The following is a 26,267-nucleotide window of genomic DNA, read 5'->3' as shown; positions in this document are numbered from 1 at the left end:
AAATCCGGTTAAAAATTTTTTGTGCAATATTCTCCCAGTTCATACTCCGTTCATATTTCCTTGTTAGGGTATATTCTAAGCCAGCGCATGGGAAGATGGTGTCGTAAAGGAGGAGGCAAAGAGAGCCATTATGAATTCATTGATTCGTTTTTCTATGAAAAATGTGGCTGCGGTTTTTATTATGGTAGCCATGCTGTTCGGGGGAGGATTTTATGCAGCGACAGGACTGAAAATAGACAACATGCCCGACATTTCGTTCCCGGTAGTCATGGTGACTGCCCAATATGCGGCCCCCCCGCAAGACGTAGTGGAGCAGGTGACGAAGCCGATTGAAAAAAAGATTTCCGGCTTGGAACGAGTAAAATCAATATCATCGACCTCCAGCGATCAGACCGCCTCCATTTTTGTAATGTTTGAGGAAGGCGTGAATCCGGAACGGAAAAAGGACGATATCGAAAGCTTAATTCAAGACATTGCATTTCCCTCTGGTGTAGAGCGCCCACGTGTGTCCACACTTGGAATGGCCTCAATTCCCTCATACTATTTAGCGGTGTATGGAGAGGGAGGAATCTCGCAATCTCAATTGGAGCAGCATTTTACGAAGACGATTAAGCCTGGATTTCAAGCATTAAGAGGATTGGATCATATGGATATTATCGGTGCCAGAAGTACACAGTTGAATATTAAACTCGTTCCAGAGCGGCTGCGGGCATATGGATTATCGCCTGTACAGGTGTCGGAAGCAGTGCGCAATATTTTGGCATCAGGGCCTGCTGGGACGGTGGAACTGGATGGTAATACATTATTGGCTCGCATGAATAATGGGTTATCCAGCATCAAGCAGTTGGAGGATATTTCATTTCAGACACCGCAAGGAGAAAACTTACGGCTGGGAGAACTGGGCCGGATTGCCGAAATTGCAGAATCCAAGTTCATGGCCAGGCTGGATGATCAACCAGCTATCGGTATCTTGCTATATAAGGCAAGCGGCGCTAATGCAGTCGAGTTTTCCTCTGGGGCAGATCATTTAATGGAACAATGGAAATCAGAGCTCGAAGGTGTAACCTTTAAGAAAATATATAACTATGCAGACGAAGTGAAGCAATCAATAGGTGGTCTTGTGCGCGAGGGATTAGTTGGGGCTTTGCTTGCATCACTTATGATTTTGATCTTCCTGAGAAATATGCGCATGACCCTAATTGTACTTGTCTCCATCCCGCTCTCCGTACTTATTGCACTTCTGCTTATGAAATGGATGGACATCTCCCTAAATATCATGACGCTTGGTGGCTTGTTTATTGCGATTGGGCGTGTTGTTGACGACAGCATTGTCGTTATCGAGAATATTTATTCCAAGCTGCAACGGGCCGAGGAGCGCAATGAATCGGTTATTGCGATTGCGACTAAGGAAGTGGCCAATGCCATTACGTCTTCCACTCTTACAACGGTAGGTGTTTTTGCACCGATTGGCATGCTAAGCGGGCCGGTAGGACAATTATTCCGCCCATTTGCCATTACTTTGGCATGTGCTTTAATGGCATCACTCCTCGTCGCTTTGACGGTCATTCCGATGCTGGCAAAGCTGCTTGTATTGAAGCAGGCTAATGTCAAGGGTCACGAGCATGCTAGGCCGTCTCGAATCACGCTTGGCTACCGAAGAATTTTAGAATGGTCGCTCAATCACCGCATTAAGACATTATTTATTTCGATTTTGCTATTCATCGTCACAATGGTAGCGCTGGTTCCACAGCTTTCCTTTACCTTCATGCCAGAAGGGAAACCACCGAGACAGTTCTTCTTTACAATTAAGCTTCCCTATGAGAATTCCCTAAAGGCAACGGACAGTGTGATGAAACAATTAGAGGCGGAGCTGCGTGCCGCTAAGGACGCTCAGAATCGCCCATTGTTCACGTTCATTGAAACGTTGGTCGGTTATGGTGGAGATCCAAATCCGATGCCGTATATGGCTCAAATATACACAGAAGTGAATGAAGAGGCTGATGTGGATTTAGTGAAGCGCGAATATAAAGCGAAGCTGGAAAAGTTCATGCCAGCAGGCTCAGAGCTGGATACCCGTACTTTGACTGGAGACGCGGGCGCTGCTCCTGATTTCACTTATGTATTGTCTAGTGAAGATGCTGTACAGCTAAGACAGGCCGCAGCAATTATCAAGCAGGAAATGAAGCAATTTCCGGAGCTGTCCGAAATCAAGGATACGTTAAGTGAAGCGTCATCAGAAGTTGTAATTAACGTCGATCCGCGTAAGGCCAGACAATTCGGCTTGACCCCAGCTGTCGTACAGAATACGCTCCAAACGTGGCTGTTCCAGGATAAGATTGGTGAATATCGATATCAGGAAGGGCTGCTGTCTACAGTAGTAGAAACGGAAAAGGGGCTGCACAATGATTTGAGCGCAGTAGGTCTTATTCAGTTGAGAACACCGACACAAGATACCGTAACAGTGGCGGACATTGCGGATATTAAACGAATACAGTCGCCTGCCTCTATCAAACGCGATGAGCAAAAGCAGGTTATCAATGTTACGGCCAAAATCATCGGTCAGAACAAAGGCGGAATCAGTGCGCAGGTGGCTGCTGAATTGGATCTTATTCAGCTCCCGGAAGGCGTCGGACGCTCTGTAACAGGTGTTAGCGCGGATATAGGAGACAGCTTTAGCCAATTGTTCGTGGCCATGGTCGCAGCGGTTTTTGTTGTCTACTTGATCATGGTGCTTACGTTCGGTAACGCGACCGCGCCATTTGCGATTATGTTTTCCTTGCCATTTGCGGCCATTGGGGGCGTACTTGGACTGTTCGTTACTAATGAGTCGATCAATATTACTTCTCTCATCGGCTTCATGATGCTGATCGGTATCGTGGTGACAAACGCGATCGTATTTATTGATAAGGCACAGCAGCTAAGAGAACAAGGATTAGATATCCGTCAATCTCTCATTGAGGCTGGACTGTCACGCCTGCGGCCAATTATTATGACGGCAGGAGCCACGATTATGGCACTGCTTCCACTGGCATTTGGTTTCGGACACGGAACCCTTATATCACGTGGTCTAGCCGTTGTCGTAATCGGTGGTTTAACGGTGTCTACATTGCTTACTCTTATCGTGGTTCCGATCATTTACGATATGATTGCCCGGCGCCATAAAAACAAAATGCAGCCGCTTGATCAGATTGGAACTGGCTCGGCGCTGCCAAATGAAGGGAAGGGGACTTCATCATGAATCAAGCACATGTAAGGAGCATGAAAGTACTGCTTATGTTGATGCTTGCGGGTACGGTTATGGGAGTGGCCGGTTGCTCTGCTTCGGAGCCGGGGGATGGACTCGAAGCGATAAATGAACAACAGACGAAATCGACAGTAGGAGAGGTTAAGACGGCCGTAGTGACAAAGCGCACAATGGGGGCTGTACCTGAGATTGTCGCCGATATTGTTCCGTCTGTTACGATAGACATCGTAGCAAAGGGAAGTGGAGAAGTCGTTGCGGTGCAGAAGAAGCGCGGGGATCAGGTGAAGCATGGAGAAGTGATCGCTCGAACAGATGTGGCGCGTGTGATTTCTCAGAAAAATCGTGCTGAGCAAGCGTTGCAAAACGCCAACAAGCTGCTGGAAACTTCTCGTGCCACTAAACGTGTCGACTTGAATGAAACACGCTTATCGATGACAAAACTGGAGGAACAGATTGAAGAACAGACAAAGGCACTCAATAAGCTGAAAAACGGATATGATGAGGGCACCGTGGAAAAGGCGGCTGTCGAACAGTCAGAACTCCAGCTTAAAAATACCAAGTTTGATCTGCAAGTATTGAAAATGAAGCTGGATACAGCAGGAAGACTTACAGGGGATATAAGCGCAGAGGAGCAAATCTCGGCAGCGGAGTACCAATTGAAAGAGGCGCAATTTGCGATTGCAGATGCTGAGGTTAAGGCACCGACTGATGGCATTTTGACGGAATGGACGGCTGTTGCAGGGATGAATGTGGCGCCAGGCACGAAGCTGGGCCGGGTAGCGAACGTGCATACTGTACGAGTCCAAGGAAAATTGTCGGAAGATATGCTGCCACTGCTTAAAGGGAAAAAGAAGTTGACATTTTACATGTCGGGTAAGCCGGAGAAAAGTTATTCCGGAACCATTTCATATTTATCTTCTGTCATGGATATGGATACACGGACGTATGCGATAGAGCTAATGGCAGATAATGCGAAACTCGAATTGAAAGCGGGCATGAAGGTTCAGATCGTGCTGGCAGGAGAAAATGAGCGCAAAGTGCCAGTGGTTCCGTCAACTTCTGTCGTACGAGAGCAAGGCTCAGCCTTTGTATTCATTTACCAAAATGGTACGGCAATCAAGCGTCCTGTTACGCTTGGCACGCTGGAGGATGCAATATATCCGGTAGTTGAAGGATTGCAGGAGGGAGAATCCATTATTATCTCAGGCCAGCACCAGTTGAAGGACAAACAACAGGTGCGGCTTGTGAAGTAGAGGGGTTGACGTGACATGAAGCAGAAAACAATTCAGGCTATTGCTTTTGCCGCACTGTGCGGAATGATTATCGGTACGCTACCAACTAGTGCACTCGCCGTTGTGAAGGAAGGAGGCAAGCCTTCTAATACAGTGAATCCGGCTAAATCGCCTTCAAACGCCATTACTACGAAGCCTATTCAGAAGCAGGTGCCGAAGGCTCAGGATTACTGGAAAAATAGATTTCGAGTAAAGATCGAACTAACTGATGTGATTAACAGTGTAACGGACAAAGGGAAGCAGGTTGCCACCACGATGAAGGTCAAAAATGAGTCAGGAAAAAGGCTTCGGATGCCCGATTACGAACTATATGTGCAGATGGACAACAAGAAGGAATATGCAATGATAGCTAGCGAGAGCAATGTACGGGTGCTGTCTCAGGGCGAGGTGGCAGAGTTGCGCTGGATGAGCAATGTAGTTGCAGATGCAGATGATACAGCCACTCCTGTCCGCTTTATATGGAAGGAAGTGAATCGTGAGGTATATCCAAAAAAAGAAACCATCGTCACGGTAATGGATATAAAGCAGCCTGCATGGGAGAATGATTATTCTCCAATTACTGACCCCTCCATGATTAAGGAGTGGGGGCAGCCTTTCCAGCTGCAATCATTGTCGAAATCATCAATGCTTACGTACACGCCGATCAGTATAATGAAAAGCTCAGGCAAACCAGCGCAAACAGCAGAACGATTCAAAGAAAAACTGGAGACGGTTCACGTCGTTACATTCCGTGTCGTAAATAGGAATAATATACGCGAAAATGTGCCTGATATTAAGCTGACAGCATGGTCGAATAACGATCTATATCAGAGCAAAAAGCTGGGAAAGGCTCCTGAATCGCTTATGCCGGGTGAAAGCGCAACGCTCCGATACGCGGTAGAGACAGGGCCGAATACAGTGCTCACAGGCTTGAAGCTTTTAACGTCCGAGTCATTCCTTCCACCTGGCTCAACTGATCCGACCAAAGCAGCAACCTATCAAGTAGGCCGCCTTTTTATTACCATTCCGAATCAAGGAACGAGTAAAGTCGTACCGACCGATTATAGACTGAGGGATCAGCTTAGTTTCAGTGACGCTTCGGAATTATTCCCGGTAGGTTTGAATGTATCGATGGAAGAGGAAACGCTCCTTGAGAACAAAGAGGCTGGCTTCAAAGCTCTGCTTCTTCGTTTCAAATTCGAAAATAAAAGCAGTTCCTCGGTCACAATACCTTCTTATCAATTTGAGGTAGAGGATAAGAATGGCTCTAGATTTGGCGGTGAACGCCTAGGTACCAAGGTGGACAAAAAATCGCTGCTTCCGAATGCTGCTGTTGTCGAGTCACATATGTTCGTATTGCCTGATGTCGGGAAGGAGCCAGAATTTTTGCTGCATGTCATAGACAATCGTGAAGAGAAGGACTATCCTTTCATAGTAGATACGTTCCGATTCAAGACGAGCTACGATACTACAGGCGACTTGCTGTTTGATATGTATCCATTCCAGTTGAAGATTAACGATTGGGAAGGAAAATGGCTGCGAGGCGGTTCTGACACGGCTGGGTCGACAGCATATGCCTTAAGACTGAAGCTGAATATTGATCGGGCGAAGCAGGTCATGACTGATCCAAGCTTGTCAAAAATCAAGCTGGAGTTAACTGATCATAGCGGACGTATGCTCGGTTCTAAACTGTTCTCACTGGTTGAAGAACCGTTGTTGAGGGAAGGGGAACAGAACATCATTTTTGAGAACATTGATATGATAGGCGTGAAGTATCCGGTTATGGTCAGCTTCTATGAAATGCTTGATACGCCTTATGGGCCAGTGAAGAGATTCTTGGGTAAAGTCATACGAAGTTGATCGTTTGAAGCATAATAATAAAGCAGGGTTAGAGAAGCAAGACTGCTCTAACCCTGCTTTGAATTTCTATAATAAAAGTTGACGGAGCAATAGAGGTTTAGAGGTTCTCATTTGAGCGCCAACACTTGTCCACGTGAAGAAATACCTAAATAGACCTGTTATTCGCCGAATCTTTTTAAGCTTTCGAGGAAATCTCCGACCGACAGATCGCTTATTTGATCGAGCAGATTGTCCATCTGTGTTTTTTTGCGAAGAGAGCCGACGAGCAATATTTCAACTGCCTGATCACGGTCTACGAGAACAGATTGTACCTTCAAGGAATTCGTTAGTAATGCAGCGATAACTGCAATTTGGTCAATGCTTAAGTTAGGGCAGTTGGCCTTTTTTTTACTGTTTTTTTTAGAGTTACCGTTTCCGTTTCCATTTGATTTCTTTTGATTGTTACTCGAAAAGGACACAGCCACTCACCCTCTTGTCAGATTACGGTATTATTGTTTCTGCCGGTTCTTCTCCAGTTCCTTTCACGATTCCAAACGCAAAGGATACGAACACTACAATGAGGACAATTAGTAATATAATTCGATGATTATCATCTTCCGCCGCCATAACATATTCTCCTTGATCCACGACATGTTATCATGATTATTGTAATCAGGTCGGAGGGGAAAGGTTCCAGCAGTTCGGCCTAATCTGCATTGGAACCGTTTCGTATGCAGGCTTACAAAAATGTAATGTGGAAATTGGCTCTCAACTCGTTGACTTTTGGTGGTATTATCGTTAAAGTTACGAATGCGACTACAGATATAAAGAGGGTTTCAAATGAACGCATATCTATTTCCCATTAAGTTTGCTTTTATTACATTCCCGATAGCGGCACTATTTCTGACACTGCCGTTTCTTATTGTGCAATATCGAAAATATGGATATGTGAATAAGGTTCGCGCCATGGTGCTTTACTCCATGCTTCTTTATTTCATATCTGCTTATTATTTGGTCATATTGCCACTGCCACAAAATGTGCATAATTGCTTGGATCGAGCCGGTGCTGTATTTGAACAGCTGCGCCCATTCCAATTCGTCCGAGACATTGTGAAGGAATCCCGTGTTGAATGGTCGCATCCAACGACCTATGTACTGCTTCTTAAAGAAAGAGCATTTATCCAAGCAGCTTTCAATGTGGTACTAACACTTCCGCTTGGCGTATATATGCGCTACTATTACCGGCGCTCGTTTTTGCAAACGACCGCAATTGCATGTTTCGTCTCCTTGTTCTTCGAGGTTACACAGCGAACAGGCTTGTACGGTATCTACGATTGTCCGTATCGGTTATTCGATGTGGACGACTTGATTTTGAACACCTTAGGCGGAATTGTCGGATTCTTGCTTGCGCCAGTATTTACATACTTCCTGCCGCGCTCGCATCAGCTTGATGATCATATCGATCTGACCAAAAAGCCTGTTGGATTCATTCGCAGAGGCATTGCTGCATGGCTAGATTTGACGCTGCTATCCATCATTATGGGATGTATGTACATTGTATACCGGTCACTTGTCTACGGAGACAAACAAAGTATTAACTTCCAGTTGAGTGAGTTCAATATGCTTTATCTTGCGGCAGGTATTCTTGTGTATTTCGTCATCATTCCATTGTTTACCGATGGAAAAACATTTGGCAAATGGGTGACACGCATCCATCTTGTTCAAGATGATATAGACAATTCGACCCGAACCCTTACATTTATGGGGTTGATGAAGCGTTACGGATTACTTTATTTCGGTGTAGGCGGCATCAATTACGTATTTGGTTATGTTATGCGATTTAATGAAGCAATGGATCCGATGGATCCAATTGTAACGGTGCTTGTCTTTATCGCGTGGGTGGGCTTTAATGGATTACTATTCCTGCATTTGCTTCTTCATATGTTCAAGAAGGATAAACGTTTGTTCTATGAGAAAATAAGCCGGACTCGGAATGTGATTACAATTCCTGAACGGATGCAAAAAGATCGAGTTGGAGGATCTGCATCATCTAATGCTCCTTCGTCGGTCGAATCGACGTTAGCAGAAGATGGAGTTGTACTTGAGCAAGGACATGAGAGAAAGCACAAGTTAGAGTCCATGGATACAGATTTGCTTACAGCGACGGACGCATCAGAGCGATTTGGATCCTCGGAAAAGGAAGAGAACACACCCCAACGGCAAGAGCCTCCATCACAGCCAGCACCTGCACTTGATGCACGTGAACTGGTTGACCAGGAACTTGCTCGTTTGAAGGAAAAGCTGGCTAAGAAAGAAGAATAAATACCAATAACAAGGGCCTCTATCGTCACAAAACAGTGATAATAGAGGCCCTTTTTCATGCAAATGTAGTTAATTTTATTCTGAATTCATCGTGTAAACGAATACAATGTGTTACCGACCGAATTAGGAACCACTAGAGTGATTCGTGCGCTCTTCTTGTAGTCCGGATATACTCGAAGTCTGCTCTCCACCTTTTGCAGAAGTTTTCACACCTGGTCGGAGGGATGGAGGTTTAGGACGTTTCTCACGGAAGCGTGTGGCCACATAATTGCGCTTACGGTCACGATAAAATATCCAGCCTCCAATGAAGCCTACGCCTAGAATAAATAGCAGCAGACCAATGGTGAAGGGCACCCATTGGAATACGGGGGCAGTCAGCTTGTCATTTCCGTGATCGACCACATAGTCGAATATCGCATTTTTCATAAGCAGAAAGCCGCTTGTCGCGATAACTCCCGGAATGGCCAGGAGCAGAACCGCAATAAATCGAGTGATAACATGGGTTTGCTTCATTATGTTCTTCACCTGCTCACATCTATGTAAGTTAGCTTAATATTACCTTGATTGCGCTTACTTGTCTAATGTTTCCTCTCTTAGAACTGAACAGAATGACAGTTGTCATGTTTGCGGCGCAAAGAAAAGGGAGTACAATAGAACCATCGGAAATTGAACGAAAAGGAGAGTTGCTTGCATGACGAAACAAGTAGATGTTGCGATCTTGGGAGGAGGAACTGGGGGTTATATTGCTGCAATAGCGGCGGCCCAGGCAGGAAAATCAGTCGCTGTCATTGAACGTGAGAAGCTGGGAGGAACTTGCTTGCACCGTGGATGCATACCTAGCAAGGCGCTGCTTCGAAGTGCGGAGATTTACCGTCAAGCAGGAGAAGCAGCTTCATTCGGCGTCGAAATTGAAGGGATGAGGTTGAACTTCGATCGGGTACAGGCTCGAAAACAGAAGGTTGTTGACCAGCTTCATAATGGTGTGCAATTTTTAATGAAGAAGTACAATATCGAAGTGATTCGTGGGGTAGGACGCATTATGGGGCCTTCTATCTTTTCACCGAAGAGCGGCTCGGTTGCTGTGGAATGTGAAGTCGGAGAAGCGATTACGATCGTTCCGAACTATGTCATCATTGCTACAGGCTCACGTCCGCGCAAGCTGCAGGGGCTTCCCGTGGATCATCCATCTATAGTGACGACAGACGAAGCGTTGGAGTGGGATGAACTGCCGAAGCGGGTGGCTATACTAGGTGGAGGAGTTATCGGGGTAGAATGGGCTTCTATGCTGATAGACTTTGGCGTAGAGGTTACAGTTATCGAGTCTGCTTCTCATCTTATACCTCAAGAGGATAAGGATGTGTCAACCGAACTTCAGCGGCAGCTGGCAAAGCGTGGAGTGCGTATACATACAGATGCAATTGTAGAATCTGAGAAGGTTCAGATAGATTCAGATACAGGAGAAGTAAGGCTCCAAATCACTGCGAAGGGGCAAGCAGTAGACATAACTGCAGACAAGCTGCTTGTATGTATTGGGAGACAGGCCAATATCGAGAACATCGGATTGGAAAATGCGGGTATCGAATACAGTAACGGCCGAATTACAGTTAATGAATATATGCAGACAAATGAATCCCACATATACGCAATTGGCGATGTCATCGGGGGACTCCAGCTTGCACACGCAGCATCTGCTGAAGGGATATTGGCAGTTCGTCATCTATGCGGCGAGGCTCAATACACCATTGACTCCCACCGTATTCCTCGCTGTATCTACACTTCTCCAGAGACAGCATCAATTGGATGGACAGAAAAGGAAGCAGTCGAAGCTGGATATTCGATTAAGACGAGTAAAGTTCCTTTCAAGGCAATAGGGAAGGCAATCGTACAAGGTGATACGTCAGGATTCGTGAAAATAATTGCAAATTCGAGCACAAATGATCTGCTCGGTGTACATATCGTTGGGCCTCATGCTACAGAATTGATCGGCGAAGCCGCGGTTGCCCAGTGGCTGGATGCTACACCGTGGGAAGTAGGAGAGGTTATTCACCCGCATCCTTCTCTCAGTGAGATTATGGGCGAAGCTATGCTTGCTGTTGATGGTCGCGCATTAAATCTATAAAGGATGCGAGGAGTCTGACGTTTTCTTTTGGGAATGTTCAGAGTATAATAGTTTTTAGGCTCTAGTCTTAGTACCTGGTATTAGATAACTGACCACTGTTCATTATCCTGACTGCAATGGTACTCTTACCTGCTCTACGCGGCAGGATAAGGACGAATGATGCAACAATAAAGGAGGATGACTCCATGACACCAGATATGACAACTCGTCAACTGACGAGACATGAAGAACTTGGTCTGTCCCATAAGCAGGCATTGGAAATGTACCGAATGATGCTTCAAGCGCGGATGTATGATGAACGTGCGCTTTTGCTGCAGCGTGCCGGCAAAATTAATTTCCATGTATCAGGGATTGGCCAAGAAGCAGCGCAAATTGGCGCAGCATTTGCACTTGATCATCAGAAAGACTATTTCTTGCCATATTACCGGGATTATGGATTTGTGATGTCGGTTGGGATGACTGTACGTGAGCTTATGCTAGCATTATTCGGCAAGGCAGGCGACCCGAACAGCGGAGGACGCCAAATGCCAGGTCACTTTGGCTGCAAGCGGCTGCGGATCGTAACAGGATCAAGTCCAGTCACGACACAGGTTCCACATGCGGCAGGTATCGCACTAGCCACGAAAATGCGCAATGAGGATGCGGTATCCTTCGTAACGCTTGGAGAAGGATCAAGCAACCAAGGCGACTTCCATGAAGGCTGCAACTTCGCCGGTGTGCACAAGCTGCCGACGATCATTATGGTAGAGAACAATCAATACGCCATCTCGGTGCCGATTGCGAAGCAAATAGCAGGTCGGGTTTGCGATCGGGCTTTAGGCTACGGCTTCCCTGGAGTTCAGGTTGACGGTTGTGATGTGCTTGAGGTATACCGGATTGTGAAGGAAGCACGTGAGCGTGCTGTTCGAGGCGAGGGGCCTACACTCATTGAAGCAGTCATGTACCGCTTGTCTCCACATTCCACTTCAGACAATGACATGGCATACCGTACAAAGGAAGAAGTGGAGGAGCATCGCAAGAAGGACGGGCTTCCTCGCTTCAAGGCATACTTGATGGAGTGCGGTATATGGTCGGAAGAGGAGGATGCAGCCTTGCGTGCTGAATTGAAGGCTGTGCTTGACGACGCAACTTCTTATGGCGAACAGGCGCCATTCCCGCAAGCAGAAGAAGCGCTGAAGCATGTTTACGGGGAGGAGGGTCAAGGAACATGGCAGTAATGGAATACATTGATGCAATTCGTTTGGCAATGAAGGAAGAAATGGAGCGAGATAAGAGCGTATTCGTGCTTGGTGAGGATGTCGGTGTGAAGGGCGGCGTTTTTACTACGACGAAAGGTCTATATGAGCAGTTTGGTGAAGCTCGTGCCCTTGATACTCCGCTTGCTGAATCAGCAATTGCAGGTGTTGCTATTGGCGCAGCAATGGTCGGTATGAAGCCGATTGCGGAAATGCAGTATTCAGACTTCATGTTCCCGGCAACGAACCAAATCATTAGTGAAGCGGCGAAGATCAGATATCGCTCGAACAATGATTGGACCTGTCCACTTGTTGTACGTGCTCCAATTGGGGGGGGCGTTGCGGGAGGGTTATATCATTCCCAATGCCCTGAATCGGTATTTTTCGGTACACCGGGATTAAAAATAGTAGCTCCGGCCACTGCATATGACGCGAAGGGAATGCTGAAGGCAGCGGTTCGTGATCCAGATCCGGTTATTTTCTTTGAGAACAAGAAGTGCTATCGGATGATCTCAGGAGAGGTTCCGGCTGACGATTATATAGTGCCAATTGGCAAAGCGAACGTAGTTCGTGAAGGAACAGATTTAACGGTTATCGCATACAGCTTGCCCGTCCATTTTGCACTGCAGGCTGCGGATGAATTGGCGAAGGAGGGTATCAGTGCGCATGTGCTGGACTTACGGACGATTCAACCGCTTGATCGTACAGCGATACTCGAGGCTGTATCGAAGACTGGCAAGGTGCTCATTATTCACGAGGATAACAAGACTGGTGGCGTAGGGGCGGAGGTAGCAGCGATTATTGCAGAAGAGCTGCTCTACGATCTCGATGCACCGATTCAACGCTTGTGCGGACCGGATGTGCCAGCAATGCCTTATAGTCCTCCGATGGAGAAATTCTTCATGCTAAGCAAGGACAAAGTGAAGGAAGCGATGCGCCAATTGGCGATCTTCTAATTGAATGGCAGACGGCCAGAGGTGAGGAGCTTATTTTCTAATTTTAGAGCTTCTCTCCAGGCCGTACAGAACGGGAGTGTGAAACGATGTCTTCAAATCATGGAACAGAAGTATTAATGCCGCAACTGGCGGAGTCGCTCGTACAGGCGACGATTGGCAAATGGCTGAAACGTCCTGGTGATGCCTTTGATGCATATGAGCCGATTTGTGAGGTGATTACGGACAAGGTAGTTGCGGAATTGCCTGCAACTGAAGCAGGAATTATGCGCGAGATTGTAGCTCACGAAGGGGAGACAGTTGCAGTTGGCGCGGTAATTTGCCGTGTTGAGCCGCAAGGAGCGGCATCTGCACCAGTGTCTGCAACAAATGTCTCTGAGCCGAAACCTCAGCAATCAGCAAATGCTCAAGGCAATCACACTGGGCAGGATATGCGCAATCGCTATTCACCGGCTGTACAGCGCCTTGCTCAGGAGCATGGCATTGATTTGCAGCGTATAGCTGGTTCTGGATTGGGTGGTCGTATTACACGCAAGGATGTTATGGCGGCGATCGAAGCTGGCGGAGAAGCAGTTGTAATACCTTCGGGGCCAGCATCTGCGGGCTCGGTAGGCAACGTGCCAACTGCAGCGCCAAGTATGGGGATATCTGGCGGAGCTGCCATGCCGCAATCTGTTTTTGTTCAGCAAGCTAGTGGGCCTGTACGCCATACTGGGCTGCATTTAACTGAAACACCGCGCATTCCTTCTATTGAAATTGAGGGCAGCGGACAAGCAGGCAATGGAGAGACCTTCATTGACGTAACGCCGATTAGGCATACAATTGCGACACGCATGCGTCAGAGTGTTTCTGAAATACCGCATGCTTGGACGACTATTGAGGTCGATGTAACGGATCTCGTACAGCTTCGCAACAAGATTAAGGATGAATTCAAGCGCAAGGAAGGCATTAACCTGACTTATTTGGCATTCGTACTCAAGGCGATTGTTAATGCTATCAAGGATTACCCAATTATGAACTCAGTATGGGCTGTCGATAAAATTATCGTGAAGCGCGATATTAACCTGTCTTTGGCTGTAGGTACGGAAGATTCGGTATTGACGCCTGTCATTAAGAAGGCAGACCAAAAAAATATTGCGGGCTTAGCAAGAGAAATTGATGAGCTGGCACGCAAAACGAGAGAAGGAACATTATCTCCGAATGATATGCAGGGCGGAACATTTACGGTGAACAATACTGGCTCATTCGGTTCCATTCTATCGTATCCGATTATTAATTATCCGCAAGCCGCGATTCTTACGTTCGAATCGATCGTGAAGAAGCCTGTCGTCATTAATGATATGATTGCGGTTCGCTCCATGGCGAACATGTGTCTATCTTTGGATCATCGGATTCTCGACGGCGTAATTTGCGGAAGATTTTTGCAGCGTGTAAAAGAAAATCTTGAAGGCTTCTCATTGGACACGAAAGTGTATTAAAATAAGATCAGCACGAATCGACAGAAGAAAGCGTGATAACAATGAGTAATGAATGGAACAAATTGGACAAGGCTCTTCGTGTAACGTACATGGATCGCATCGATTATGGCGCAGCATGGGATTTACAAAAAAAACTCGTCCGTGCCATTGATGATGGAACGAGAGAGGATACGCTGCTGCTGCTTGAGCATCCGCCTACGTATACAATCGGTTCTCAGCGTCATCCTGAGCATTTGCTGCTTAGCAAGGATGAACTTGAACGTCAAGGGATAGCGCTGTATGAGATTGATCGCGGTGGGGATATTACATATCACGGTCCAGGCCAGCTTGTTGGCTATCCGTTAGTGCTATTGGATGGGCCTCAATTAGATCTTCATGGTTATTTGCGATCGCTTGAAGAAGCTATTATTCAATTTCTTGCAACATTCGGTGTAACAGGAACCCGGAAGCCAGAGTATACCGGTGTGTGGGTTGGCAATGTTAAAATAGCGGCGATTGGTGTGAAATTTAATAAATGCAGACACCGTCGTGGTTTTGTAACTAGCCATGGCTTTGCACTGAATGTGAAGAGTGGTATTCAGCATGAAGGGTTCTCAGGCATTATTCCGTGTGGAATTAGTGAATACGGAGTAACTTCTTTAGAGGACTGTACAGGACAATCCTTTACCGTTGAGCAAGTGGGTCAATTGTTGCTGCCACATCTTATTCATGTGTTCGGATTCGAAGCGGCTCAGATGGATACGTCGTTGTCGGTGTAAGAGGGTGCAAGTTAGAACAAGCCATGCGATTTCTCGCATGGCTTGTCCCGTAGCCGTTCAACTTGATTCTGGTTATGTGGTTGCTTGATCGATGCAGCTATGTGGCCCCAGCTTATTCTGCTTGAAGCACTAGCCATATATGAATGGCTCGACAATCACAAGCACGGTGGATGCGAGCATCGCGGCGAGCATGACATAAATAATAATTTTAAACCATCGTTTGGATTGCATGAGGGCAGAGAACTCCTTTCATCATTAAATCATGAGTTATTCTCTATTGTACATTAAATAATCGTTTGGAGGAAAGAGATATGGTTCAACAAGAAAGACTTGTAAAGCATTTTATGGAACTGGTTCAAATTGATAGTGAGACAAAAAACGAACGCGCGATCTGCGATGCATTGAAACAGCAATTCGAGGCGCTTGGCTTACAGGTATCGGAAGACGACACAACAGCTGAAACCGGTCATGGGGCAGGCAACCTGATAGTGAATTGGCCAGCTACAGAAGGACAAGAGAATGCAAAGCGTTTATTCTTTACTTCTCATATGGATACTGTTACACCAGGTAATGGCATTAAACCACAGCTTGGTGAGGATGGATATATCCGCAGCGACGGCACGACAATTCTTGGTTCAGACGACAAGGCAGGGCTTGCTGCGATGTTCGAAGCTATCCGACTCATTCAAGAATCGAATACGCCGCATGGCACGATTCAATTCATCATTACAGTTGGTGAGGAATCCGGTCTTGTAGGCGCCCGTGCAATGGACAGTAGCCACTTGCAGGCTGATTTCGGTTATGCGCTGGACTCTAACGGTGAAATCGGAGCGATCGCGGTAGCTGCTCCAACACAAGCCAAAATTACGATGGAAGTATTCGGCAAGTCCGCTCATGCGGGCGTGAATCCGGAAGATGGCATCAGCGCAATTCAAGTTGCCAGCAAAGCGATCTCCCGAATGCCGCTTGGCCGCATTGACCACGAAACGACTGCTAATATCGGCAAATTCGAAGGTGGTGGCGCAACAAACATTGTATGCGATTATGTGAAGCTGCATGCGGAAGCGCGTAGTATCGTACAGCATAAAGTTGAGGCTCAAGCGAAGGCAATGAAGGAAGCGCTCGAGAGCGCAGCTGAGGAATGTGGAGCAAAGGCTGAGTTCCATAGTGATATTGTGTATCCTGCATTCCAGTTTACAGAGAAGGATGAAGTCGTACAGCTTGCGAAGCGGGCAATCGAAAGCATCGGTGCAACGACTCGCTTGTTCCATTCGGGCGGTGGCAGCGATGCGAACATCTTCAATGGCATGGGTGTGCCGACAGTAAACTTGGCGGTAGGATACTTGGACATTCATACAACGAAAGAACGTATTCACGTATCCGACTTGGTGAAAACAAGCGAATTAGTTGTAGCCATTATTCAACAAGCTGCACAAGCATAACACATTACTCATGGAATACGACTTTTTGATGGATGCGGCCATGCTATCTACCATTAGGTAAGAAAAGCATAATTGACTGCCTCAAAATTAGAATAGTAAAGCCCTTGTTCAATGAGAATCATGAACAAGGGCTTTTTGGTATTTAGAGACTTTGCGCATAAGTTGAAGAGTTATTTTGCATCGTAAGAGGTGAAGGCAATTTGTTTTTTGCTGAAATTTCCACGGTTCGCTTGCTGTTGAACCAGCTCTGATATTGAAGTGTTGCCTCCATGGCGCATCATGAGGCGGCGCAGCTCAACCATTACCTCTTGCTTCTTACCTACTAGCAGCATTTCTTGTTCTTGATATATTCGCTGCATTCATGCATCACTCCCGGATCGAATCGGACAAGCCGTAATGATATAATGAGTATGTTCTAGTGAACGGGAATATGACATAAAGGAGAAAGAGAATATGAATGAACATCAAAGACCGATACAGACATGCAATCACCTGGAAGAAGTTACAATTGAGACCAAGTCCATATTTGATGGAAAAATCATTAAGCTCCAAGTAGATACGGTTAAGCTTCCAGACGGATCAACTGCTACAAGAGAGATTGTCCGTCATCCTGGTGCAGTTGCCGTGCTAGCTATCAAAGGGGAGAAAATGCTCGTTGTCGAGCAATATCGTAAACCGCTTGGTCGCAATCAGGTTGAAATTCCCGCTGGCAAGCTTGATCCGGGCGAGCAGCCAATAGAGGCAGCGATGCGAGAACTCGAGGAAGAGACGGGATATCGAGCGAATACTCTTATTCCATTAGGCTCCTTTTATACGTCGCCTGGCTTTGCAGATGAAATCATTTATTTATATGCAGCAGAGCAATTGACAGCAGGTGAAGCGCATACAGATGAGGATGAGTTCCTTGAGGTAGGCGCGATGACCTTAGAAGAGGCTTTCGATGCGATGCGTGATGGGAGTATTAGTGATGCGAAGACAATCAATGCGATGTATGCGTGGCAAATTTACAAATTGACTGGAAAGTGGCCGGTGTAAGCAAATGAACAACGCAGCAGGAAGCAAGCCAAACGATGCGCTTTATACGATGTATGGGGATTTCCATATCCATATTGGCAGCACGTCCGATGGACGGCCTGTTAAAATAAGCGCCAGCCGCAATTTAACCTTTGAGGCAATTGCACAGGAGGCATCGGAACGCAAAGGAGTCCACTTAATTGGCATCATCGATGCCCATGCGCCGGGTGTTCTGCGGGATATCTCGGCACTTCTCGATAAGGGGGAGATGGAGGAGCTTGCCGACGGAGGAATTCGGTACAAGGATACAACTTTGTTTTTGGGAACGGAGCTAGAGATCCGTGAAGAAGGATATGGTATCGCCCATGTGCTCTGTTACTTGCCGAACATAAATGCAATGGAGCGCTTCTCAAGCTGGCTTGCACCTCATGTAACGAATATGAATTTATCGTCGCAGCGTGTTTATTTGTCTGGTCGTACCCTGCAAGAAGAAACGGCGGCGTATGGTGGTTTGTTCGTGCCTGCACATGTATTTACTCCTTATAAGAGCATATATGGGAATTGCGCAGATCGAATGGCCGACATACTGGATTTAGAGCTGATAGACGCTGTAGAACTTGGATTGAGTGCCGATACGGAAATGGCAAGCTGTATCTCTGAATTGGATCGCTTTACGCTTCTGACGAACTCGGATGCGCATTCTCTAAGTAAAATCGCAAGGGAATATAATGCACTTGCCATGGCATCTCCTACATTCAAGGAATGGGCAATGGCGCTTCGTAGCGAAGCGGGGCGCAAGGTTACAGCCAATTACGGCCTTAATCCTCGTCTTGGAAAATATCATCGTACGTCATGTGCCAATTGTGGTCATGTCCTGGATGGGATCGTTATCGATGGTACTTTAAGTGAAGTACAGCCTATCTGTGAGAAGTGCGGCTCAAAGAAGTTTATTCGCGGTGTATCGGATCGGATTCAATCTATCGCTGACCGCGAAGCGACATGTCTCGCTCACCGCCCACCATACTGTATGCAAATTCCGCTCGAGTTCATACCTGGCGTAGGGAAGCGAACGCTGGCTAAGCTGCTGGGGCATTTTGGAACAGAGATGAACGTCCTGCATCATGCCACGGAAGAAGAACTCAAGCAAGTAGTTGGACAAGCAACGGCAGAGCTTATCGTGCTTGCTCGTAGCGGACAATTATCTCTGCAAAGCGGAGGCGGCGGGACTTATGGCAAAGTAATTGCCGGGGAATAGATTTCAAAATCATAAATGGACGAGCTGGAGCATAAATTGGATGGACGAGATATTCGTCACTGTAACCTACTAGAAAGGGGCCTTCATCCATGAAGCCGATTGCTCAGTCTTTTCGTGCTCAGCTCCATTTATATATTTTCGTATCTGTTCTTTTCCTTGTCGGCGTTGTATTTGGTTCCTTGCTTGTCAATGCTTTGACATTGGAGCAGCAACAGGATATAGGCAGCCATGTCAATCAATTTGTATCGACGATGGGGCAGGAGTCAGCTGCTTCGAATTTAGCTGGAGTCGGTGGGGAGACGTTCTTAAGCTCGACGATGTTCTATGTCAAATGGGTAGCACTCATTGCACTGCTCGGCATATCCATTATCGGCTTTCCTCTTGTACTTGCACTTGTGTTCGCAAAGGGCGTATTTATCGGATTTTCGGTAGGGACGCTTATTAGCCAATATGCATGGAGGGGTGTTCTGTTCGCACTCGTATCTGTCGCCCCGCATAACATTGTTGCGATTCCTTTTTTGATGATTGCAAGCGTAGCCTCCATGGTATTCGCAATGCATATTTTAAAAAATCGCTTATTTGTTCCTAGAATGCAGTCATTGCGTGAACCTCTCCACCGTTTTATGACACTTCAAACTGTCTCATTGGTTGGTATGGCTGGGGTAGCTGCGATTGCAACATGGGTGTCCCCTATTATGATGAGTTGGGTCGTTCCGATGCTAAGTTGATTGAATTAAGAATGAATCGTGCCAAGAAAATTGACTTTGTGCAATTCATTTGACACTGCTTGCGTTCTCCCCCTATAATATATAGAAGTGATACAAATGAAACGTGGATGGCAGGCAAGGGGGGAGACCATTGGAAGCGCGGATTGAGAAGATTAAGCAGCAACTTCAATCCCAAGGGTACAAGCTGACACCACAGCGCGAGGCAACCGTGCGCGTCCTGCTCGAGAATGAAGAAGATCATCTTAGTGCTGAGGACGTATTCATGCTCGTGAAAGAAAAAGCGCCTGAAATCGGTCTTGCCACCGTATATCGTACATTGGAATTGTTAAGTGAGCTGCATGTCGTGGAGAAAATGAACTTCGGCGACGGCGTTGCACGATATGATTTGCGCGGAGATACGAATAAGCATCATCATCATCATTTGATATGTGTCCAATGCGGCTCTATGCAGGAGATTCGTGAGGATTGGCTTGGGCCTTTGGAAGAGCGCTTGGAGAAGGAATTTCAGTTTACTGTTGTTGATCATCGTCTTGATTTTCAAGGCATTTGCAAGAAATGCCGTGAAAAGCAGGCTGAGGAGCAGGTGGAATCACCGCAGCAGTAAGCGGGAAACTGTAATGGCGCAAGGCTGTGCCAGTACGGGGAATTGCGGCAGCTTATGAGATGGATATGATGAGAAAGCCTCGGCAGCATAGCCGAGGCTTTATTGCTTGGGATCAACGATAACGGCATAGATACATAATGGAATTAGGAATGCGAAATGTGCTTATGAAGCATTTACTCTTTGCGCATAGCAACAGATGTTCTTTTTCGGCTGTTGGCGGTGATCCGCCTTTCAACAACGAGAGTTCGGCGAGCTGCACGCTTACGCTTCCTCCGCTGAACAGCGGCTGTTTTCTTACTGCGATTGCTTCGTGAGGAGGCTATTGCCATATAAGGAGTGATTGGAGTCGCCATAGCTGGGGCCAACTCGTAACTATTGCTAGCTTCCGCCGCTGGCTGGGATGCGATGGAAAGTGCAGAGAAGGCCTGCTCTGCTTGGATCAGACCGAATCCCTGTGAAATTCGCGAATACCCCTTGAGTGGGCGGGCATTGTTTATTAACAATTTGCGAACATGGGCGGGGCTTATTTTGCGGTTGTGAGCCAGCAGCAGGGCGACCGTTCCTGAAACATGTGGCGCTGCCATCGATGTTCCGGAATTCGCGACAAATCCTTTTTTGTTGCTAGTGGATACGATATCGCTGCCTGGTGCAGCAACATCAATGCCTCGCCCGCGGCTGCTAAATGATGCAATGCGATTTTTCTTGTCCGTGGCCGCAACCGCGATGACTTCCGGGTAGCTGGCTGGCTGATCGATTTTTTTGCTGCTTTTGCCCTCGTTACCGGCTGAGGAGACAATCACAATTCCATTGCGATGAGCTCGCTTTACCATTGTTCGCAGTGATGCACTGGCTCCATTAAGTCCTAAGCTCATATTGATGACGTCCATTTTATTGCGTATGCACCATTCAAGCCCTTCCACAATATCTGAGACATATCCGTCCCCGGTCTTATCCAGAACCTTTACGGCATAGAGTTTGACCTCTGGGGCTACACCATACTGCATTCCATTTTTCCCTAGTGCAGCAACAATCCCCGCTACATGCGTTCCGTGACCATTGTCGTCCTTATAAGGGCTTCCCTTATGGATTGTGTTCACCCCACCTGCAATTTGGAGATCAGGGTGGGTAGAGATGCCGGTATCAACGATGGCGACTTTAATGCTTTTTCCTTGAGATTTCTTCCATACGGGTGGAACCTGTATGCGTTTGACTCCCCAAGGAATTTGGTCTGTTGCAGAAGAAGCCTCTGTAGTTATAGAGTCCAGATTAAAGTCTGCAGGATCATAGAAGAAAGGGGATAGATGTGCTCTGACTTTCGCGTCCGTTTCAATTCTGCGGACGTGCGGATGCTTCTTCAATCGCATCAATGCTTGATGGTTGCCATCCATATGACAGCATAACATATTCGCTGAATCGACTTGCTTGACAGGTGTAATGCCGAATTTTTGTAATTCAAGTATGCATGCGTTGTAGCTTTCTTCGTCTTTTAAAATAATCATCTTGCGTATCGCTTTGCGATGAGGCCGACTGCTGACAGCCGCCTTCAACATGCGTGATAAGGTGCGCATGCTTGCTAGCCCTCCAATTCGATGCGGTTTGGCAGATCATTTGCAGGATGAATGGAATGCCATGTTGTATCGTATGAGACTAATATAGAACGGTGAAATAATCTATCCACAAAATTCATTCCTTGAATTGAGATGACCCGCATATCCGAGGGCCTGGCATCATATGTTACAGGAGAATGATTTAGCCCATCGGAAGGGGAGAACACAATGATCGTGCCATTGCGAGCCCTATTAAGACGAATTAAGTTTATGGCATTATTTCTCATGATGACCTACGCGGTTGCTTATTTTATGGGGGCAATCAGTGATTGGATTTATCCAGTGGACAAGTATCGTGAGCCGCATGGCAAGGCTGTAAAGGTGTTTCGGTGGGAAGATGAATTGGATAGAGAGCATATGACTTTTACAGAACGGCTGCGTGTGTACTACTGGTTGGGCGAGTAGGGAAAATGTTTGTGCAGGGAAGGATTTCGCATGAAAGCTGTGGAAGTAGTGTAGGATTGGTTGCTTATAACAGTGATAACAGCCAGTGAAAGTCGCAAGTTAAGGAGTATAGTTCGATGGCAAGCTTACTAGAACAGCAAGTGGAAGCATATCGCAATTATTTAATGAACGAACGGCGGGTATCCTTGAATACGCAGGAAGCCTATATACGCGATATTGAGATGTTCATTGCAGCGGTTGGCGAAGGCGTGAATAGGGTCGATGAGATTCGTTCTTACCATGTTAATCAATATATGTATCAATTGAAGCGGGACGGTAGGGCGGCTTCGAGCATAGCACGCATTGCGGCCTCATTACGTTCCTTTTTTCATTTTTGTATCCACGAAGGGAGCCTGAAGCAGGATCCATCTTATGAAGTGGAGCGGCCGAAGACATCGACGAAGGCCCCTGAGATTTTGTCCCTATCGGACACAGAACGGCTTCTGTCATTACCAGACGATCGTTCGCCGTTAGGCATTCGGGATCGAGCGATGCTTGAGACTTTGTATGCGACTGGAGTTCGGGTATCGGAGCTCATGTCGCTCAACGTGGAGGATGTCCAGCCGAAGCTTGGGTTTCTGCGCTGCATGAGCGGCAAGGAGCGTGTTGTACCATTAGGGCAAGTCGCTGCGGAAGCCTTAGATCGATACTTGAACGAGTCAAGACCACAATTTATCTCCTCATCCTCGCTTGTTGGGGAAGTAGAGTATGGAGAGCAATCGGCTCTGTTCGTTAATGTGCGCGGTCAACGGATGTCACGGCAAGGCTTCTGGAAAATGGTCAAAAAATATGCGGAACAGCTGGAACTACCCTTTCCGATTACGCCTCATACTCTGCGACATTCCTTTGCCGTTCATCTGTTATCAAATGGTGCCGATGTTCGGGCTGTGCAAGAAATGCTTGGCCATGCCGATCCGGCCACAACACAGCGATATGTGGAATATATGAAGAAGTCCAGCATGAAGGAAGTCTATACATTTGCCCACCCGAGAGCGAAGAAGAAGTAACGAGAGTATGGTTCAAATCTCCTTAACATAATCTAAGATGAAGAATGAGAAGGAGTGGTAACCGTGAATAGAACTAGTAAACGATTTGGTCGTATTGCAGTTATTGTGCTGGATAGTGTCGGCATAGGGGAACTGCCAGATGCTTCGCAATTTGGCGATGCAGGCGCTCATACTTTGGGCCATATCATTGAACACAATCCGAATATAAAACTGCCGAATATACAGCGACTTGGTCTTGGAAATATTGCTGACCTGGGTACCTTGAAGGCTGTTGAACACCCAGAAGGCGTATTTGGCAAAATGGCCGAGATCTCAGTAGGCAAAGATACCATGACAGGTCATTGGGAGCTGATGGGTCTTCGCATCACTACACCGTTCAATACGTATCCAGATGGATTCCCACAGGAACTGATCGAAGCGTTCGAGAAGGAAACAGGACGGAAGGTGCTGGCCAACAAGCCTGCATCCGGGACGGAAATTCTTGAGGAATATGGCGAAGAGCAGATGAAGACGGGATCATGGATCGTTTATACATCTGCGGATAGTGTGTTCCAAATTGCGGCCCACGAGGAGATTATTCCTCTGGATGAGTTATATCGCGCATGTGAGATTGCTCGCAAATTGACGCTTTGCGAACCTCATTCCGTTGGTCGCGTCATTGCACGCCCTTATGTTGGCAAGCCAGGCGCGTATACACGAACGCCGAATCGGCACGATTATGCAATTAAGCCTCCAGCAGATACTGTGCTTAATCTTTTGCAGCAGGCAGGGAAGGACGTAATTGCGGTTGGGAAAATTAACGATATTTTCTCGGGAGAAGGCATAACCGCCTCGTATCCAACCAAGAGTAATTCCCACGGTATTGAAACCACGACCGAATTGCTGGGGCAATCCTTTGAAGGATTGTTGTTCGTCAATTTAGTGGATTTTGATTCCATGTATGGGCATCGCCGGGATCCTGCAGGCTATGCCAAGGCGTTGGAGGAATTTGATGCGGCCCTGCCAGCGATGATGGATAGAATTGGACCGAATGATTTATTAGTCATTACTGCAGATCATGGCAATGATCCCACGCATACAGGGACAGATCATACACGGGAATATGTGCCACTTCTGCTGTATAGTCCATCTTTGCAAGCTGGAAAATCGCTTGGTATTCGTACAACCTATGCGGACTTAGGGGCTACAATTGCTGACAATTTCCAAGCGGGATCGCCGCAGGTGGGCACAAGCTTTTTGCATGAACTGAAATAAAGGATTACACGATCCGATACCAATCGGACGATTATGAAGAATGGGGGAGACAAAATGAGCAACACAATGACACACGATCATATTCAAGAGGCAGCAGCTTATATCCAATCCAGAATTAGTGAGACGCCAGAAGTAGGATTGATTTTGGGATCCGGACTAGGGGTACTGGCAGACTTGGTGGAACAGCCTGTTACGATTGCTTACGGGGACATTCCGCATTTCCCTGTATCCACTGTAGAAGGCCATGCTGGTGAGCTTCTGGTCGGCAAAATCGCTGGCCGTACGGTAGCACTGATGAAGGGCCGCTTCCATATGTACGAAGGATACGGCCCTGAGCTGACAGCATTCCCGGTCCGCGTTATGAAGGCAATTGGCGTATCCAAGCTGCTTGTGACGAATGCGGCAGGCGGTATCAATACTTCCTATAAGCCTGGAGACCTTATGCTTATTTCTGATCATTTGAACATGACGGGACGCAATCCGTTGATTGGTGCGAACGACAACCGGCTCGGGGCACGATTCCCAGATATGTCTCAGGCATACAGCCCGAAGCTTCGCCAGAAGGCGAAGGAAGTTGCAGCCTCACAGGGCGTTGAACTGCAGGAAGGCGTCTATGTTGGCTTTCTTGGCCCGAACTACGAAACGCCTGCGGAAATCCGCATGCTCCGTATACTAGGTGGCGACGCTGTAGGGATGTCTACAGTATCAGAAGTGATCGTTGCACAGCATGCAGGTATGGAAGTGCTCGGTATTTCCTGTATTAGTAACATGGCGGCAGGAATCCTTGATCAGCCGTTGTCGCACGCTGAAGTTATGGAGACAGCAGAGCTCGTCCGCGATAAGTTCCTCAAGCTTGTTATTGGGATTATCCCTGTTATGTAAGTAAGACATTTGTATGTGAAAAGGCCGCTGCATGGCTGTCCATCGATCGGGCAGTACAGCGGCTTTTTCTTATGGTTCCAGCAATATAAAATGAGCGAGTCCAATCGAAGAAGGCAATTGTATAACGTTTCAATTCGATGAGCTGATCGGTTACATAAGAATATAAAAAATGATAATACCCAATAAAATACTCCTCGAAGGAAGTTTCTGTAGCGAATAGGGAAGCGTGATACGCTTGAACCAGCATAGAACGATAACCCTCGAACAGGTTGATCATATCCGCCGTAATAAGATTGGCAATGCGATGCAGTGCTTGATATTCCTCGTTGTTCAGTACAGGTATCATCAGCTTGCCGTTCTTCCACAAAGTCTCTTGCTGAATTCGATTCGCTTTAAGCTTTATTAGTGATACGATATCATTCCCAATTGGGATGCTAAGCTGGTAGAGCTGCTGCCCCGACTCATGTGCGATGACCGGAAATGTCGGAACATATCGCTCCTCTTCTTTTTTGATGAGACCTTCACTGTAGAGCAAATCGATGCTATTTTTCCACTGTACCTGTGAAATAGAGATCTCTCTCATTAGCTGTTCCTCTGAATAGCCCAGATACAGCCCGATACAGATGCGATCAAGGTTATTCTTAGTAAAATCAAAATCCGGGAAATTCGACCCCCGCGAGATCATTTTGTGTTCAAATTGTGACTATAGCATGATATCATCCTTTCTCGTTGTGTACTGCATTTCACTTCATATGCTATAAATTTGTTTTCCAATTTTTTCTACTTTCACAAGAGAATCCTTCCAAGTTCT

24 protein-coding genes and 1 pseudogene are annotated in these 26,267 nt (G+C 46.8%); 18 read left to right on the top strand and 7 right to left on the bottom strand.

Annotated elements, in window-relative coordinates; genetic code table 11:
* The first annotated feature begins 130 nt into the window (after nucleotides 1-130).
* The 3 genes from ACQ5BJ_RS05875 to ACQ5BJ_RS05865 are packed head-to-tail and all read left to right on the top strand — an operon-like array spanning nucleotide 131 to nucleotide 6,375.
* The gene (locus ACQ5BJ_RS05875; protein WP_262866600.1) at nucleotides 131-3,238 is read left to right on the top strand and encodes an efflux RND transporter permease subunit; all 3,108 of its coding nucleotides are present in this window, start codon (nucleotides 131-133) and stop codon (nucleotides 3,236-3,238) included.
* On the top strand, nucleotides 3,235-4,497 hold the full coding sequence (locus tag ACQ5BJ_RS05870) for an efflux RND transporter periplasmic adaptor subunit (RefSeq protein WP_268599716.1): 1,263 nt from the start codon (nucleotides 3,235-3,237) through the stop codon (nucleotides 4,495-4,497). The genes ACQ5BJ_RS05875 and ACQ5BJ_RS05870 overlap by 4 nt, the downstream gene beginning before the upstream one ends.
* A 15-nt stretch (nucleotides 4,498-4,512) precedes the next feature.
* A complete protein-coding gene (locus ACQ5BJ_RS05865; protein WP_268599715.1) occupies nucleotides 4,513-6,375 on the top strand; it encodes a hypothetical protein in 1,863 nt (620 codons plus the stop codon).
* Between the two features lie 158 nt (nucleotides 6,376-6,533).
* On the opposite strand, the gene ACQ5BJ_RS05860 is transcribed toward ACQ5BJ_RS05865, so the two are convergent.
* Together ACQ5BJ_RS05860 and ACQ5BJ_RS05855 are read right to left on the bottom strand one after the other, a co-directional pair.
* Entirely contained in the window at nucleotides 6,534-6,833 is a 300-nt protein-coding gene (locus ACQ5BJ_RS05860; protein ID WP_262866602.1) for a hypothetical protein, read from the bottom strand.
* 22 nt (nucleotides 6,834-6,855) lie between these two features.
* Entirely contained in the window at nucleotides 6,856-6,981 is a 126-nt protein-coding gene (locus ACQ5BJ_RS05855; protein WP_268599714.1) for a hypothetical protein, read from the bottom strand.
* 213 nt (nucleotides 6,982-7,194) lie between these two features.
* Between ACQ5BJ_RS05855 and ACQ5BJ_RS05850 the strand changes: the two are divergent.
* Nucleotides 7,195-8,376, top strand: a pseudogene (locus ACQ5BJ_RS05850) (VanZ family protein); the annotation flags it as partial.
* Between the two features lie 423 nt (nucleotides 8,377-8,799).
* On the opposite strand, the gene ACQ5BJ_RS05845 reads toward ACQ5BJ_RS05850, so the two are convergent.
* The gene (locus ACQ5BJ_RS05845; protein WP_268599712.1) at nucleotides 8,800-9,189 is read right to left on the bottom strand and encodes a DUF2627 domain-containing protein; all 390 of its coding nucleotides are present in this window, start codon (nucleotides 9,187-9,189) and stop codon (nucleotides 8,800-8,802) included.
* Between the two features lie 178 nt (nucleotides 9,190-9,367).
* On the opposite strand from ACQ5BJ_RS05845, the gene lpdA reads away from it, so the two are divergent.
* The 5 genes from lpdA to lipB all read left to right on the top strand — a co-directional run bounded on the left by lpdA (nucleotide 9,368) and on the right by lipB (nucleotide 15,219).
* Nucleotides 9,368-10,795 carry a dihydrolipoyl dehydrogenase gene (gene lpdA, locus ACQ5BJ_RS05840; RefSeq protein ID WP_430109059.1) on the top strand — a complete coding sequence of 476 codons (1,428 nt, stop codon included), beginning with the start codon at nucleotides 9,368-9,370 and terminating at the stop codon, nucleotides 10,793-10,795.
* A 185-nt stretch (nucleotides 10,796-10,980) separates the two neighbouring features.
* Nucleotides 10,981-12,012 (top strand): thiamine pyrophosphate-dependent dehydrogenase E1 component subunit alpha, encoded by a 1,032-nt coding sequence (locus ACQ5BJ_RS05835; protein ID WP_005546764.1) that lies wholly within the window; start codon nucleotides 10,981-10,983, stop codon nucleotides 12,010-12,012.
* Nucleotides 12,003-12,986 carry an alpha-ketoacid dehydrogenase subunit beta gene (locus tag ACQ5BJ_RS05830; RefSeq protein WP_197266730.1) on the top strand — a complete coding sequence of 328 codons (984 nt, stop codon included), beginning with the start codon at nucleotides 12,003-12,005 and terminating at the stop codon, nucleotides 12,984-12,986. The genes ACQ5BJ_RS05835 and ACQ5BJ_RS05830 overlap by 10 nt, the downstream gene beginning before the upstream one ends.
* A gap of 86 nt (nucleotides 12,987-13,072) precedes the next feature.
* Entirely contained in the window at nucleotides 13,073-14,461 is a 1,389-nt protein-coding gene (locus ACQ5BJ_RS05825; protein WP_262866603.1) for a dihydrolipoamide acetyltransferase family protein, read from the top strand.
* Nucleotides 14,462-14,502: 41 nt separating this feature from the next.
* Nucleotides 14,503-15,219, top strand: a complete 717-nt coding sequence (lipB, locus tag ACQ5BJ_RS05820) for a lipoyl(octanoyl) transferase LipB (RefSeq protein WP_005546771.1) — start codon at nucleotides 14,503-14,505, stop codon at nucleotides 15,217-15,219.
* A 129-nt stretch (nucleotides 15,220-15,348) separates the two neighbouring features.
* On the opposite strand, the gene prli42 is transcribed toward lipB, so the two are convergent.
* Nucleotides 15,349-15,450, bottom strand: a complete 102-nt coding sequence (gene prli42, locus ACQ5BJ_RS05815) for a stressosome-associated protein Prli42 (protein WP_005546772.1) — start codon at nucleotides 15,448-15,450, stop codon at nucleotides 15,349-15,351.
* 80 nt (nucleotides 15,451-15,530) lie between these two features.
* Between prli42 and ACQ5BJ_RS05810 the strand changes: the two genes are divergently transcribed.
* The gene (locus ACQ5BJ_RS05810) at nucleotides 15,531-16,661 is read left to right on the top strand and encodes a M20/M25/M40 family metallo-hydrolase (protein ID WP_268599708.1); all 1,131 of its coding nucleotides are present in this window, start codon (nucleotides 15,531-15,533) and stop codon (nucleotides 16,659-16,661) included.
* Nucleotides 16,662-16,831: 170 nt separating this feature from the next.
* Here ACQ5BJ_RS05810 and ACQ5BJ_RS05805 read toward each other — a convergent pair whose 3' ends face one another.
* Nucleotides 16,832-17,020: a hypothetical protein gene (locus ACQ5BJ_RS05805; protein WP_005546778.1), complete on the bottom strand. Its 189-nt coding sequence runs from the start codon at nucleotides 17,018-17,020 to the stop codon at nucleotides 16,832-16,834.
* 94 nt (nucleotides 17,021-17,114) lie between these two features.
* Between ACQ5BJ_RS05805 and ACQ5BJ_RS05800 the strand changes: the two genes are divergently transcribed.
* The 4 genes from ACQ5BJ_RS05800 (at nucleotide 17,115) to ACQ5BJ_RS05785 (ending at nucleotide 20,262) form a co-directional block, all read left to right on the top strand.
* Nucleotides 17,115-17,696, top strand: a complete 582-nt coding sequence (locus ACQ5BJ_RS05800) for an NUDIX domain-containing protein (protein ID WP_268599706.1) — start codon at nucleotides 17,115-17,117, stop codon at nucleotides 17,694-17,696.
* A gap of 4 nt (nucleotides 17,697-17,700) precedes the next feature.
* Nucleotides 17,701-18,930 (top strand): endonuclease Q family protein, encoded by a 1,230-nt coding sequence (locus ACQ5BJ_RS05795; RefSeq protein WP_430109054.1) that lies wholly within the window; start codon nucleotides 17,701-17,703, stop codon nucleotides 18,928-18,930.
* Nucleotides 18,931-19,019: 89 nt separating this feature from the next.
* The gene (gene spoIIM, locus ACQ5BJ_RS05790) at nucleotides 19,020-19,658 is read left to right on the top strand and encodes a stage II sporulation protein M (protein ID WP_005546784.1); all 639 of its coding nucleotides are present in this window, start codon (nucleotides 19,020-19,022) and stop codon (nucleotides 19,656-19,658) included.
* A 130-nt stretch (nucleotides 19,659-19,788) separates the two neighbouring features.
* A complete protein-coding gene (locus ACQ5BJ_RS05785; protein WP_005546785.1) occupies nucleotides 19,789-20,262 on the top strand; it encodes a Fur family transcriptional regulator in 474 nt (157 codons plus the stop codon).
* 173 nt (nucleotides 20,263-20,435) lie between these two features.
* Here ACQ5BJ_RS05785 and ACQ5BJ_RS05780 read toward each other — a convergent pair whose 3' ends face one another.
* On the bottom strand, nucleotides 20,436-21,830 hold the full coding sequence (locus ACQ5BJ_RS05780) for a S8 family peptidase (RefSeq protein ID WP_005546787.1): 1,395 nt from the start codon (nucleotides 21,828-21,830) through the stop codon (nucleotides 20,436-20,438).
* Between the two features lie 207 nt (nucleotides 21,831-22,037).
* On the opposite strand from ACQ5BJ_RS05780, the gene ACQ5BJ_RS05775 reads away from it, so the two are divergent.
* From ACQ5BJ_RS05775 to ACQ5BJ_RS05760, 4 genes are all read left to right on the top strand, one after another.
* Complete coding sequence (locus ACQ5BJ_RS05775; RefSeq protein ID WP_005546789.1) at nucleotides 22,038-22,274, top strand: DUF4227 family protein; 237 nt, start codon at nucleotides 22,038-22,040, stop codon at nucleotides 22,272-22,274.
* Between the two features lie 116 nt (nucleotides 22,275-22,390).
* The gene (locus ACQ5BJ_RS05770; protein ID WP_289355845.1) at nucleotides 22,391-23,320 is read left to right on the top strand and encodes a tyrosine recombinase; all 930 of its coding nucleotides are present in this window, start codon (nucleotides 22,391-22,393) and stop codon (nucleotides 23,318-23,320) included.
* Between the two features lie 63 nt (nucleotides 23,321-23,383).
* Entirely contained in the window at nucleotides 23,384-24,574 is a 1,191-nt protein-coding gene (locus ACQ5BJ_RS05765; protein WP_430109049.1) for a phosphopentomutase, read from the top strand.
* 54 nt (nucleotides 24,575-24,628) lie between these two features.
* Nucleotides 24,629-25,456: a purine-nucleoside phosphorylase gene (locus ACQ5BJ_RS05760; RefSeq protein ID WP_005546794.1), complete on the top strand. Its 828-nt coding sequence runs from the start codon at nucleotides 24,629-24,631 to the stop codon at nucleotides 25,454-25,456.
* On the opposite strand, the gene ACQ5BJ_RS05755 is transcribed toward ACQ5BJ_RS05760, so the two are convergent.
* On the bottom strand, nucleotides 25,449-26,039 hold the full coding sequence (locus ACQ5BJ_RS05755; protein WP_430109046.1) for a hypothetical protein: 591 nt from the start codon (nucleotides 26,037-26,039) through the stop codon (nucleotides 25,449-25,451). The two genes, ACQ5BJ_RS05760 and ACQ5BJ_RS05755, sit on opposite strands and share 8 nt — an antisense overlap.
* Nucleotides 26,040-26,267 lie beyond the last annotated feature (228 nt).

This window comes from Paenibacillus sp. B1-35 (assembly GCF_050474385.1).
GTDB lineage: Bacteria > Bacillota > Bacilli > Paenibacillales > Paenibacillaceae > Paenibacillus_B > Paenibacillus_B alvei.
Note: the sequence above shows the minus strand (reverse complement) of the source record. Positions and strands in the feature narration are given on the sequence as shown.